This is a genomic window from Demequina sp. NBRC 110057 (assembly GCF_002090175.1).
In the GTDB taxonomy this organism is placed as follows: Bacteria; Actinomycetota; Actinomycetes; order Actinomycetales; family Demequinaceae; genus Demequina.
Genome location: NZ_BBRN01000006.1, coordinates 1 through 13,633, shown reverse-complemented (window position 1 = coordinate 13,633; position 13,633 = coordinate 1). Strand labels below are relative to the sequence as shown.

8 protein-coding genes and 1 pseudogene are annotated in these 13,633 nt (G+C 69.9%); all 9 read left to right on the top strand.

Annotated features, from left to right (window positions below; genetic code table 11):
• Positions 1-56: 56 nt before the first annotated feature.
• Positions 57-2,720 (top strand): type I DNA topoisomerase, encoded by a 2,664-nt coding sequence (gene topA, locus B7K26_RS10825; RefSeq protein ID WP_084079229.1) that lies wholly within the window; start codon positions 57-59, stop codon positions 2,718-2,720.
• Between the two features lie 73 nt (positions 2,721-2,793).
• Positions 2,794-3,504 (top strand): hypothetical protein, encoded by a 711-nt coding sequence (locus tag B7K26_RS10820; protein WP_084079228.1) that lies wholly within the window; start codon positions 2,794-2,796, stop codon positions 3,502-3,504.
• Positions 3,504-5,030 carry a hypothetical protein gene (locus B7K26_RS10815; RefSeq protein ID WP_084079227.1) on the top strand — a complete coding sequence of 509 codons (1,527 nt, stop codon included), beginning with the start codon at positions 3,504-3,506 and terminating at the stop codon, positions 5,028-5,030. The genes B7K26_RS10820 and B7K26_RS10815 overlap by 1 nt, the downstream gene beginning before the upstream one ends.
• Before the next feature lie 52 nt (positions 5,031-5,082).
• Positions 5,083-5,610, top strand: a complete 528-nt coding sequence (locus B7K26_RS10810) for a sigma-70 family RNA polymerase sigma factor (RefSeq protein WP_084079226.1) — start codon at positions 5,083-5,085, stop codon at positions 5,608-5,610.
• Positions 5,607-7,040 (top strand): hypothetical protein, encoded by a 1,434-nt coding sequence (locus B7K26_RS10805; RefSeq protein WP_084079225.1) that lies wholly within the window; start codon positions 5,607-5,609, stop codon positions 7,038-7,040. The genes B7K26_RS10810 and B7K26_RS10805 overlap by 4 nt, the downstream gene beginning before the upstream one ends.
• Before the next feature lie 172 nt (positions 7,041-7,212).
• Positions 7,213-7,746, top strand: a complete 534-nt coding sequence (locus B7K26_RS10800; RefSeq protein ID WP_159449679.1) for a sigma-70 family RNA polymerase sigma factor — start codon at positions 7,213-7,215, stop codon at positions 7,744-7,746.
• Positions 7,743-9,269 (top strand): hypothetical protein, encoded by a 1,527-nt coding sequence (locus B7K26_RS10795; protein ID WP_084079223.1) that lies wholly within the window; start codon positions 7,743-7,745, stop codon positions 9,267-9,269. Before B7K26_RS10800 ends, B7K26_RS10795 begins: the two co-directional genes overlap by 4 nt.
• Before the next feature lie 53 nt (positions 9,270-9,322).
• Positions 9,323-10,339: a Gfo/Idh/MocA family protein gene (locus tag B7K26_RS10790; protein WP_084079222.1), complete on the top strand. Its 1,017-nt coding sequence runs from the start codon at positions 9,323-9,325 to the stop codon at positions 10,337-10,339.
• A 539-nt stretch (positions 10,340-10,878) separates the two neighbouring features.
• A pseudogene (locus B7K26_RS10785) lies at positions 10,879-13,633 on the top strand (hypothetical protein); the annotation flags it as partial.

Sequence of the window (13,633 nt, the reverse complement as noted above, 5' to 3'; positions counted from 1 at the left end):
GCCCCGGGTCCCGGTGGCATGTCCGGACATCGCACCCCCACCGAAGGCAGGAACACATGGCCCAGAAGCTCGTCATCGTCGAGTCGCCCACCAAGGCCGGCACGATCGGCGGCTACCTCGGCTCCGACTACGAGGTCGTCTCCTCGGTGGGTCACATCCGCGACATCCCCGAGCCCAAGGAGATGCCCGCCGAGGTCAAGAAGGGCCCCTTCGGCAAGTACGGCGTGGACGTCGACAACGGCTTCGAGCCCTATTACCAGGTGTCGGTGCGCTCCAAGAAGATCGTCTCGGACATCAAGAAGAAGCTGAAGGAAGCCGACGAGCTCTACCTCGCCACTGATGAGGACCGCGAGGGAGAGGCCATTGCGTGGCACCTGCTCGAGGTGCTGAAGCCCAAGGTTCCGGTCAAGCGCCTCGCGTTCCACGAGATCACCCGCGAGGGCATCGAGCGTGCCCTTGCAGCGCCCCGAGAGATCGACATGGAGATGGTGGAGGCGCAGGAGACGCGCCGCATCCTCGACCGCCTGTACGGCTGGGACATGTCGGATGTGATGCGCCGCAAGGTGGGCCAGGGCTCCTCCGCGGGCCGCGTCCAGTCCGTCGCGCTGCGCCTGGTCGTCGACCGCGAGCGGGAGCGCATGGCGTTCCAGTCTGCCGAGTACTGGGACCTCACCGCGCGCTTCACCGCCACGCGGGGGGCCGATGCCGGGGTCGCCTTCGTGGGCCGCCTGTCCAAGGTGGACGGCAAGCGGGTCGCCTCGGGCAAGGACTTCGACGACCGTGGCGTGCTCACCTCGGACAAGGCTCATCACGTCACCGCGGGCGAGGCCGGAGCTATCGCAGCAGGGCTAGCGAACGCCGCCTTCGCTGTGGTGGACGTCGCTTCCAAGCCGTACAAGAAGCGCCCCGCCGCTCCGTTCATCACCTCGTCGCTGATCCAGGAGGCCTCGCGCAAGCTCGGCCTCGGCGCGCGCCAGGCCATGGGCGTGGCGCAGGCGCTGTACCAGCAGGGTTACATCACCTATATGCGTTCCGACTCGCCCGTGCTCTCGGGCGAGGCCATCAAGGCGGCGCGCAGCCAGGCCATCGACCTGTTCGGCCCCGACGCCGTGCCGTCGGCCCCCCGTATTTACGCGTCGCAGGACTCGAACGCGCAGGAGGCGCACGAGGCGATCCGCCCCGCCGGCGACAAGTTCCGTACGCCCGACTCGCTGCGCGCCAAGCTGCGCGGCGACGAGTTCCGCATGTACGAGATGATCTGGAAGCGCACGCTCGCCTCCCAGATGGCCGATGCCGTGGGCACCACCTCGACGATCACCGTGGGTGCGAAGTCGTCCGGCGGCCACGCCGTCGAGTTCACGAAGTCGGGCACCATCCTCACGTCTCCCGGCTTCCGTGCGCTGTACATCGAGTCCACCGAGGCGGCCCGCTACGAGGACGAGGACGGCAAGCAGCCCAGCGAGGGCGAGTCGCGCCTGCCGCAGGTCGCGAGCGGCGACCCGCTCGACGCATCGGACCTCGAGGCGCTCACGCACGCCACCAACCCGCCGCCGCGCTACACGCAGGGCGCCATGATCAAGGAGCTCGAGGACCGCAAGCTGGGTCGTCCCTCGACCTACGCCTCGACCGTGGACGTCATCATCAACCGCGGCTACGTGCGCATCGACAAGCGTGCGCTGGTGCCCACCTGGCTCGCCTTCTCGATCGTGGGCCTGCTCGAGGAGCACTTCCCGTCCCTCGTGGACTACGGGTTCACGGCGGACATGGAGGCGGGCCTCGACCGCATCGCCGCGGGCGAGCGCTCCATGAAGGACTGGCTGCGCGAGTTCTACTTCGGCGGCGACGGCGCGGCCCAGGACGGCCTTCGCGAGCTGCTGGACAACATGGGTGAGATCGACGCCCGCGCCGTCAACACGTTCGAGATCGGCGACGGCATCGCCGCCCGCAACGGCCGCTACGGGGCCTACATCGAGCGCGACAGGGACGGCGAGCAGCAGCGCGCCTCCATCCCGGAGGAGCTCGCCCCCGACGAGCTCACGGTCGCCAAGGCCGAGGAACTGTTCGCCAACCAGGGCGGCGACGAGCGCACCCTCGGAACGCACCCCGAGTCCGGCTACGAGATTGTCGCCAAGGGCGGGCGTTACGGCCCCTACGTGACCGAGGTACTCCCCGAGGATGCGAAGGGCAAGCCCAAGACGGCGTCGCTGTTCAAGGACATGCACCTCGAGACCGTGTCGCTCGAGGAGGCGCTGAAGCTCATGAGCCTGCCGCGCGTGGTGGGTGTCGCCGAGGACGGCGAGGAGATCACCGCGCAGAACGGGCGCTACGGCCCGTACCTCAAGAAGGGCACTGACTCGCGCACCATCGAGTCGGAGCAGCAGCTGCTCGACATCACGCTCGAGGAGGCGCTGGCCATCTACGCGCAGCCCAAGCGTGGCCGCGGCCGCACCGCTGCGCCGCCGATGAAGGCCTTCGGCAACGACCCCGTCTCGGGAAAACCCGTGGTCATCAAGGACGGCCGCTTCGGTCCCTACGTCACCGACGGCGAGACCAACGCGACCATCCCGCGCGGCGAGGACGTCGAGAAGGTGGACGAGGCACGCGCCTTCGAGCTCATCGCCGACAAGCGCGCCAAGGGCCCGGCCAAGAAGCGCACCGCGGCGAAGAAGCCCGCCGCCAAGAAGGCTCCCGCGAAGAAGGCGGCACCCAAGAAGAAGTAGTGGGTGGCGGGTGCGGCGTTCCTTCTGGTTCGCCGCCTCGCGGTCCCCTAGGGTGGCAGCCCAGGGGGAGGACATGGCTTCAGTCGAGAAAGCGGTCACGGCGCTGTACCGCGATGAGGAGTTGGCCGCGTTCGCGTTCGCGCTGACCGGCTCGGTGGTCGAAGCCGAGGCGCTCCTGCGCTCGTCCGTGCCGCCGGCGGTGGCCCGCGGGTGGTGGCTGCGCCGCGGGCTCGCCTCGCGGGTGCGTCGCGAGATGGTGAGGCGCGCGGCCGCCCCGGGCACCGGGGACGACGCCGACCTTCCCGATGAAGTGATCGCGTCCGAGGTTGTCGAGACCGTGCGTCCACCGTCCTCGCCCCCGACGTCGGCGGAACCGGGCGTCAACCCGTACGCGCCCCCGGCCGACGATCTCGGTGCGCCGCCGGCGCCGCCCGCGCCTGCCGCGCCTCCTGCGGTTCCCGTACCGCAGGACGCCGCCGCCCCGGCAGTCGCCCCGGCCCCCGAGCCCGGGACCGTGCCGGCGAGCGAGCCTCCCGCACCAGCATCGGCCCCTGCCGATCCGTCCCCCGTCGACGTGGTGATCGCGGACCTGCCGCCGCGGGTGCGCGTCGCGCTGGCCCTGCGCTACCGCGCGGAGCTCGACGCGAAGGCGACAGCGCGCGCCATGAAGGTCTCCCGCGACGAGGTGGAGGGCCTGCTCGACGACGGCAGATCCGCCCTCGCGGAGGCGCTCGGCGTGAGCGCGTACGAGGTCGAGCGCGTGATGGTGGGGGAGGGAGTCTGATGCGCGACGCGCACGACGCCATGCACGAGGCGGGGAGGAGCCGCGCCGCCGGGATCCTCGCGGCCCTCGGGGATCCCGACGCGCTCGCGAGCGACGTCCGTGCCGCCCGTAGCGCCCGGCGGGGCCGGTCCTGGCTTCGCGGCGGGGCCGCATGCGTGGCGCTCGTGGCCGTCGGCGCCTCGTTCCTGAGCCTGCGCCCCGATCCGCCGCTGGGGTCGATCGCCGCCGCGGACGGCGTGGTCGGCGAGGCCGCGATCATGCGGATGGAGGATCGCCTCGGTGGGTACTGTGACATGAGTCTTTCGCCTCCGCCGTATGTGCCCTTCGCCGACCGTGGCGTCACGATCGCCTCGGAGGAGGTGCGTGACATGGGGATCGAGATCCACGCGCGCCCCGTCGAGTTCACCTATAACGACGGGTATGCAGTGAAGGAGGTGCCCTACGAGGGCGTCCTCCTTGTCGAGGGCGATCCTGGCGAGGACCCCACGAGCCTCCTCGCCGCCATCACCGTCAGTTGGGACGGCGACGCGCTCTACGACGTCGACGCCTCCGCGTACTTGGTGTCGGGAGGGCGTCTCATCAGCGGCACCGTGGGGTGGCCGGTGGACTTCGCGTCAATGGAGGCGGGCCTGTGGGGATTCGACACGGCGGTGCCGTCCTACGACCCCGTGACGGACCGCTCCTCTCTCAGTTTCATCTCAACATTGCAGCCCGAATGCCTGGGATCCGTGGGCGCGCTGGACTGGCCCTACCTCGCCCCGGACCTCACCACGACGGTCCACACCTTCGTCCAGGTGCGTGACGAGGACGGCAACCCCCTGGTGACCAACCTCGACGCCGCCGGATTCGACGGCACCACCGTCGAGTTCCCCGGCTACCAGGAGGCTGACCTCGTGACGTCGCTCTCGCCCGCGCCAGTGGACGAGGTCGAGCGGGCCGAGGCGAGCGCCGCGAACGCGGTGCCGCAGGATCCCCAGCGCTCCGCGGCCGCCGCGGTGAGGGACGTGGTCGCCGAGGACGGCATCGCACTGCCGCAGGCGGACAGCGGTGTGCGGCTCGCAGGCTCGTGTGCGGCCAACGCCGAGCTCGTCGCGGCGGAGGGGCTGGATTTGCGTGTCCTCGATGCGGACCTTCCCGCCGATATCTTCCCGAGCGAGGTGCCTGCCGCGGCCGTCGCTGGCGACGATTGGTGGTCCTCGGTCGAGGACAGCGCGGACGAGTGGTCGTACTGGTCGCAGGAGGGCCACCTGCTGCTTCTCGACCCCGACACGTCGCAGCTCGTGGCGGGCGCCCCCGTCCAGGTCGATGTGCTCATGGACCCCGACACCGGGGACTACAACGAGGTGGTGGGCGTCTCGAACCCCACCGAGGCGAGCTGCGGCAACCTGCCGCTGCCCTCCGCCGGCACCTACCGGGCGCTGCTGGTCATGCCCTACGACGGCACCCCGGTCGTCGGTCTTCAGGGCGGCTGGGAGGACGCGGTGGCGACGTGGCGCGACGCCGGCACCCTCACGCTGACGGACTGACCCCCAACCGAATCCGCGCATCGGCCGTTCATATGCCGACGAAGGGGGAACGGTGAGTGCCGACGATGACCTGATGCGGGACCTGCTGGCACGTGCCGGCGGCCGACTCGCCGCGTACGGGTACCTGTTGACCGGCTCGCAGCATGCGGGTGAGGACCTGGTGCAGGACGCGATCGTGAAGGTCTTCGTGCGCCGCCGGCGGATCCCGAACGCTGCCGCGGCCGAGGGGTACGTGCGCGCCGCCATGCGCACGCTGCACCTGGACAGGCTGCGTCGCGAGTCGCGCTGGCGCCGCGTGGCGCCCGGCCTGGTGGGCGCGAGCGAGCTCCCCGATCACGCCGAGGCGATCGCGGCGGCCGATGCCGTGGCGCGCGGCCTCGAGGTTCTCAGCCCGCGTCAACGCACGGCCGTGGTGCTGCGGTACTTCGACGACCTCACCGTCGCGGATGTGGCGCACGAGATGCGGCTCGCGACGGGAACGGTCAAGCGGTATCTGTCCGAGGCGCTGGAGCGCATGGGAGGCGTGCTCGGGGACGACCCCGAGATCGCCGATGTGGTGGCGAAGGGAGACCGGCGATGAACCTTCACGAGGAGCTGGGACAGGCGGGGGCCGATGCGACGGCAGGCTCGGGCGAGCGGCTCGCCTCGGTCGAGGTGGGTGCCGCGCTGGGGGCGCGGGTACGGCGAGGACGTCGCCGGCGGACGCTCGGCGGGGCGGGAGCCGTCGCGGGGGTCGCAGTGGTCGCCGTGGGGCTGTGGACCTGGCTGCCGTGGGGTGGCGGTGGCAGGGATGTGGAGCCCGCGGCGAGCTACTCGCCGCCGGAGATTCACCATGCGGTCGACTATCGCGTCGCCGACTCGGCGTCAGTGGTCGACGAGGTTCCGCTCGATCTACGGACCTCCGGCGCTCTGGTGTGCGGGGATGACGTCGTCCTCCAGGAGGGGGTCACAGTGCACGACCGCGCGGTGCTCTCCTCAGGCGTTGAGGTGCGTGCCGCATCCCAGAGCGTGCTCAGCATGACGCGAGGCAACCTCGATCAGGTGCCAGAGGGTGAATGGGACAACCTCACCGCCAGCGCCCCTTCTACGATTGATACGGCGACCGAGTCGCACGTGTTCCAGGTTGCGGTCGGGTGGCAGGACGGCGACGGCATCACCGTCATGACGGCGCCGCTCCTCTTGCGTGGCGACCAGGTGGTGGGTGTCGGTGTGACTGAGGGGGGTTCTGGTGGCGGTGCCGGAGGGTCCGCAGAAGCCTCGCTGGCCTGGACCCCGCTCCCCGGTGAGTGCCCCGGCGGCACTGGCTCGGCAAGCCTCGGCGACGGCGTGTACGAGCCGGTGCTCGTGACCCAAGTGTGGTCGGCATCGCTACAGACCCCACTCGCGACCATGGTGGTGAGTGCGGGTGACATCGAGTACACGGGACTTGAGGAGGCGCCGCCGTGGGTGTCGCTCGAGACGGATGATCCGGGGTGGAGTGTCGACCATCTCGCTACCGTGATCGAGTCTCGTGACTGGAGCGAGGACACGACGTGTGCCGCGCTCCTGGCCGACAGCGAGTACGTCACGTCGACCGGTGGCGACGCGGGGCTGAATGCTTTCGCGCCGCTGCCGATTGAGCTGGAGACGGGCCGGCTGTACGGGTACGGTGACGATGCGCTCGTGGGCGGGTACCCGATTCCCGTGAGCGGTGGCGGCGTCTCGGACGCCTGGTACTCCGCGTTCCAGGGCCTTGAGGCGACGGTGCTGCTCCGCCCGGCGTCTCCCGCACCGGGCGTGTGGGTGTTCGACGCCGAGTGGACCTATCGCGACGATCTTCCCCACGACGATGCGGGGTGGTTCGTGTCGCTCAGCCAAGTGTGGGACTGCGGCGAGCCCGACCTCATGGAGCCAGGACGGTACAACGCGACTCTCGTGCTGTCCGACGCGGAGAACGCACAAGCCCTCGACCTGACGCCCGTCACGGTGGTGGGCGGCGTGCCGTCGATTCCTGAGGTAGAGGGCGAGTAGTCCCCGCCGAGCGCACCACAATCTTCCGCAAGCGGCGGCGTCTGACGGGCCCGGCGAGCGCGGCCGCGGACGTGTGCGGTAGCTCGCGGCGAAAATCGTGGTGCGCACGCCGCGAACCACCCCACCCCGGAGCACCCCTCATCCGTCTCTAGGATGTGCGAAGGGGGAAAACGTGAGTGACAGCAGCGAAGCGGTGGCGCAGGTCCTGCGCGACGGCGGGAAGCGACTGGCGTCCTACGGCCTCGTGCTGACGGGCTCGGCGCACGAGGCCGAGGAACTGGTCCAGGCCGCCGTGGTCAAGACGTTTGTGAAGCGCCGCCGCCTGCGCGACGCCGCCGCTGCCGAGGCCTATGTGCGCGCCACCATGCGCACGCTGTACATCGACGGGATTCGCCGCGACCGGACCTGGGGAAGGCTCGTGCCCGCGGTGGTGCGCCGCTCGCACGTCCCCGACCCGAGCGATGAACTCGCCGGACACGACCAGGTTGCCCGCGCGCTCGCCGAACTTCCGCGTCAGGTGAGGACGGCCGTCGCCCTGCGCTACTACGACGACCTGACCGTCGCGGACATCGCGCATCACATGAACCTTTCCGAGGGCACGGTCAAGAAGTACCTGCAAGACGGCCGCTCCCGCCTGGCTCCGCTGCTCGGCCTCGGCACCGAGGAACCCGAACACGCCACCGTGACCGAGGGGAGGGCCCGATGAACGACATGGGAAACGCGCTGCGCCGCGCCACCGCCCGGACCAGCGAGTCCGTTGCCGCCACGCTCGGCGAGGACGCGACGGTGGCGACCACCGCATCGGCCATCCGTAGGGGCCGCATGGTCCGCACGAGTGCGCAGGCCACCGCCGCCGTCGTGGGCATCGGCGTCATCGGCGCGGGTGCGTGGTACTTTGCGCCGCGGCAGGTGGAGCCGGCCACGGTGGACGATGCCGTGGTGAGGTCGGTCTCGCCCGTGCCGGAGGACGGGTCCACGGTGCTCTGCACCGGCGATGCGGCCGACGGCACCCTTCCCTACGTACCGTGGGACGAGCCTGGGGTGTGGATCGCCGACGAGTCGGTGCGTGACCTGGGCATCGAGGTGTCGGCCGACATGTTGATCGACAGCGACGTCGACGGCACCTGGGAGGTCGCGGAGCCTGGGGGAACTGTCGATCGTGGCGCGGTGGAGATTCCCGACACGGACGGCGACACGGTCGAGCAGGCCGTCAACGCGCAGTTCCGCGTCTCGTGGGACGGGGATGCGACGTATGGCGTGACGGCCGTGGCGGTGCTGGAATCCGACGGGCGCCTCGTCAACACTCCGGTGTTGTGGCCGCTCGACGTGTTCGCGAGCGGAGACAACGCGCTGACACAGACCTGGCCCCAGTACGACGACGGCTCGGACAGGACCACGACGGCATCGCTGTCGCAACTCGACTCGTCGTGCCTCATCGGAGCGCTGGCGGAGGGCGGGATCATGGCCCCGGCATCGGGCGAGGCGACCGTGCACACGCTGGTGCAGGTACGTGACGAGAACGGCGCACCGCTCGCGACGTTCGTGGACGCGCAGGCGATCGCGGGGACGACGGTGACGTTCTCGTCGATCGTCGAGCACGGCGCCACTGTCGACATTCCGGCGGTGACGGAGGCGGAGACCGCGGCCATCGAGGACCAGCGCGCGGGCTTCGCCGCCGCGCCCCCGACACATGCCGACGCGCAGGACCTCATCTCCGCCACCGGAGTGCCGCTGGCGGAGGCCGGGGCGGGGATGGCGCTCGCGCAGACGTGCGAGGCGGAGGTGGAATCGGCGGTCGACCCGCGCGTGGCACCCCTCGACCCCGAGCTGCCGCCAGTCCCGGGTCAGGTGTCCCTGAGCGGTCTTGGGGTGGGCGCGCCGGTGATCGTGGACGGGGAACCCTCGGCCGATGCCTGGTACATCGACGCGCCCCAGCAGTGGATCTTCCTGAAGGACGGCGCCGTCGTGGGGAACGTGAGCGCGTCGCTGTCCATCGAGGAGGCGGCGGGCGACGAAGTCGACGGGGTCGGGATCGGCGTGCGCGCCGCGTGGTACCCGTACGTCGACGACGCCTGCGGTGGCGTGTCGCGGCTGACCCCTGGCGACTTCGACCTGGTGATGGTGGCGCAGGGGTGGGTCCCGCCAGAGGCAATCGAGCTGTGGGGCGTCGAGGACGACGGCACGTTCAGCACCTGGATCGACGCGGGACAGGTGACGGTCGTCGAGTAGGCGCCGCCGGTGCCCCTTGCCTCGGTCCCCTCTCCCGGGGCTAGGCTCGCGGCATGACTGCAACGACGCCCTTCACCGCCCCGCACCCCATGAACGCTCCCGCCTACAAGTGGGGAATCCTCGGAGCCGGCGGCATCGCCAGGAAGCTCGCTGACGCGGTGAACGATCTCACGCAGTCCGAGGTGGTGGCTGTCGCCGCCGCCTCGAGCCAGGAGCGCGCGCAGGCGTTTGCCGACGAGAAGGGCATCGCCAAGGCCTACGGCTCCTACGAAGAACTCGTCGCCGACCCCGAGGTGGACATCGTCTACGTGGCGACCACCCACAACAACCACCACGAGCCCGCCATCCTCGCGATCAACGCCGGCAAGCACGTCCTGGTGGAGAAGGCCTTCACGCAGAACGAGGCGCAGGCCCAGCAGATCGTCGATGCCGCTCGCGCGAAGGGCGTGTTCGTCATGGAGGCGATGTGGGCACGCCACCTTCCCCACATGTACGCGCTGCGCGCCGCCATCGCCCGCGGCGAGATTGGCCGCGTCATCTCGGTGCAGGCTGACCACGGGCAGCCCATCGCCCACGTGGAGCGCATGGCCCGCGCGGACCTCGCCGGAGGCGCGCTGCTTGACCTGGGTGTGTACCCCATCGCGTTCGCCCACGACATCCTGGGCGTGCCCACCACCATCACGGCGGTGGGCGACCTCACCGACGCCGGAGTCGATGGGCAGGTGTCAATGGTCTTCCAGTACGAGGGCGCGCAGGCGAGCCTCACGACCACGATGAACGGCCGCACCCCGTGCCAGGCTCACATCGGCGGCACCGAGGGCGCGATCGAGATCGAGGGCACCTTCTACAACCCCACGCGCTTCACGGTCCGCCGCCTCGACGGCACGAGCTGGACCTACGACGGCTCGGCGCCCAACGGCTTCCAGTTCGAGGCGGCCGAGGTCGCACGAGGGGTGGCCGCCGGCCTCACGGAGTCGCCGCTGCACACCCTGGAGAACTCGCTCGAGATCATGCGGATCATGGACGAGGTGCGCGCGCAGATCGGCGTCGTGTACCCGAACGAGCGGTAGATCCACTCGGCTCTTCGCGGCCCTTCTGTCCGCGCCCTCAGGGGCGGGCAGAAGGGCCGCGTTTTTTCGTACGGCCTATGCTGTGGCGCACCTCACTGCGGCGCGGCTTGCATGCTCGGCGGTGTGCCCCGCCGGTGAAAGGGGCCTCGTGCGGGCCTTGCGAGAGCTATGCCGTGAAGGGTGCCGCGTGCTCGTTATCGCGCACGAAAATGGGGGCGAACTAGGGCAAATCGGTCAAGGCGCGCGTCAATCTTCGCGTTTCAAGATGCGGCATAGCCGATGTTCGGGTAACTCTTGTTGAACCCAGAAGGCTGCGCTACTGTGACTTTCGTCACACCTGTGTGGCTGAGGGGCTGGCGACGCGAAGATGCTTCGCCAGATGGTTTGGCAGTCGGGGGACGCTACGCGGATTCCGGCTCTCAGACCGCGACTGAGGGTTCGAGCAGATTCACTAACGAGGGGCTAGTGGCATGCCGGAGAACATTGCTGTTCGCGCGGGAAAGTTCGACGCGAGGGGACACCGACGGTGGTGGAGCGCGGTGGCTGCGGTCAGCGTCGCGCTCCTGGTGCCGAGCCTGACGGCGCCAGCCGCCTCGGCGCACACGTTCACCTACAACGCCGACATGTCGACGTGGCCGACGCCGTACTCGCCGCTGGCTCCCACCGCGCCGAGCAATACCGTGAACCTCACGTTCGACGGCACCGGCACCGGGCTCCACGCGGGCGCTAGCGGGGCGGGAGCGGACACGGGTTTTACCCTGGTGCAGCCCTCGACAAGCGAGCAGACGACGGCGACGGACCCAGCGCCGAGCAAGTATCAGGGCTACTACCTCCCGCAGTTCCTCGACGTCTCGGCGGGCAAGCTCAACATCAACGCCACCAAGGGCATCGCGTACCTCACGCAGGGAGCCTCGGGTAGCGACCGGTGGCGCAACACCCAGGACAACACGCTGGGTGTCGCCGTCGATTCAGCGGGTAAGAAGATTCGGTTGTCGACCACCATGACGGTGCCGTCGACGGCCAGCGACTCCGCTCAGGGTGGCATCTGGTTTGGCCCAAGCGACGACAACTACGTGAAACTTGCCGTCATTGCCGGTTCCGGGACGCGCCAGATTCAGTTGGCCCGCGAGGTCAATGGCGTGATGAACACCAACACCGGCACCGCGGATCAGGTCAACTCCGCGAACATGACGATCGGCGGAAGCCAGGCCATCACGCTGAACCTCGTCATCGACGCGATCACGGGCGTGGCATCGGCGTCCTACTCGATCGACGGTGCGGCCACCGTCAACCTCGGCCAAGTGGTCATGCCGGCGAACTTCGCTAACGGCTCGCTCCTCCCCGCGGCGATGACGTCGCTGGGTACCACCGGCATCGGCGGAGTGTTCGCCACCCGCCGCAACATGACCGACGAGACCACGGCGCTGCCCTTCGCGTTCGACAACTTCGGCGTGACCCAGCTGGACGTCACGCCTCCCGCGGCACCCTCGGCGCTGGGAGCCGACGGCGCGCCCGACGAGACCACCCTGTCGTGGACGTCGCCGGCGGATGCCGATGTGGCCGGGTACCGCGTGTACCGCGCCGCGAGCACCCCGGTGGCGGCCACGGCCGCGAACCTGGTGAGCGGCTCGAGCCTGGTCGAGGGGACCTCGTTCACCGACCCGAATGTCTTCGTGGGCCAGACCTGGTCCTATGCGGTGCACGCCGTGGACACCTCCGGCAACGTGTCGACCGCCGCTACCGTCACCGCGACAAGCGCGGCGCCCGAGGGCGAGCTCGTCGAGAAGGTCGACTTCACGACCGCCGCGGGCGCCCTCGCCGACGGCTACACGCGGGACAGCGGCGCGGCCTACGCGGCCGCCCGGGGCTTCGGCTGGGTCACCGCGGATGACGCGACGCCCTTCGACTTCTCGACCAACACCCGCGTGCGCACCAACACGAACGGCATCGCGGACGGTCGACTCACATCGATCATCCACCTGCAGTACGGCACGTCCAAGGACGGCCCTGTCTCGCCCCTGCCCACCAACGGCGTGACCTCCGAGCAGGCAGTCTGGGAGTACGACGTCCCCGACGGCACCTACGCGGTGGTGGTCGCTGCCGGTGACACGAGCGACGGAAACTTCGACAGCATCCACACGGTGGAGGTCGAGGGCGTGAAGGCGATCGACGCCTTTAACGGGGCGGCGCCGCTGTACTTCCAGCAGGGTGTCGTCGAGGTCGAGGTGACCGACGGCAAGCTCACCGTGGCACCCACGGGCGGTGCCAACACCAAGCTCTCCTTCGTGGAAATCTACGAGGTCGAGGCCGCGCCGCTCGAGGCGCCCGCCGACCTCGCGGCCACCTTCGGCGAGGACGGCGAGGCCGTCGACCTCACGTGGGGCGAGGTGGACGGAGCCGAGGGCTACAACGTCTACCGCAGCACCTCCTCGCCGGTGGCGACGGAGACTCCCCTCAACGCCGAGCCGCTCACCGACGCGGCCTTCACCGACGGGGACGTCGAGCCTGGCCAGACCTACTACTACACGGTGGTCGCGGTCTCCTCCGCCTCGCCGAGCTCCGCGGCCGCCGCCGAGGCGTCGGTGGAGATCCCTGCCGCGGCGCTCGCCGCGCCGTCCGGCCTCACCTCAACACTGGGCGCGGACGATGCCTCGGTGGAGCTGGCGTGGTCCGCCGTCGACGGAGCCGAGGGCTACGAGGTCTACCGCAGCACCACCTCGCCGGTCGCGACGACCACTCCGTTGACGGACGAGCCGCTGACCGGCACCTCCTTCACCGACACAGATGTCACCGCCGGCGAGACGTACTACTACACGGTGGTGGCGGTCTCCTCGTCGGCCCCCAGTTCGGCAGCAGCGACCGAGACGTCGGTCCAGATTCCTGCCGGGCCCGAGGCTCCCGCCGCTCCCGGCGGCGTGACGGCCACGGCCGGCGCCACGGACATCGTCGTCGAGTGGGACGCGGTCGACGGTGCCGAGGGATACAAGGTGTACCGCGGCACCGCCAGCGACGTCGACACCAGCGGCGCCGCGCTGTCCGGTGACGATGCGCTGACCGGAACCTCCTTCGTCGACGCGGACGCCGTGGTCGGCACCGAGTACTTCTACGTGGTGGTTGCCGTCGGCGAGGCCGGGCTGGAGTCGACGGCCTCTGCCGCCGTGAGCGCGACAGTCGTTCCCGAGACGTGTGTGGCGTCGGTGTGGTCGGTGGAGTATTTCGCTGGCGATGCTTTGGAGGGTGAGCCGATCGCTGCGGAGTGTGTGGCGGAGATTGATCGTGTGGTGCCGGAGGGTG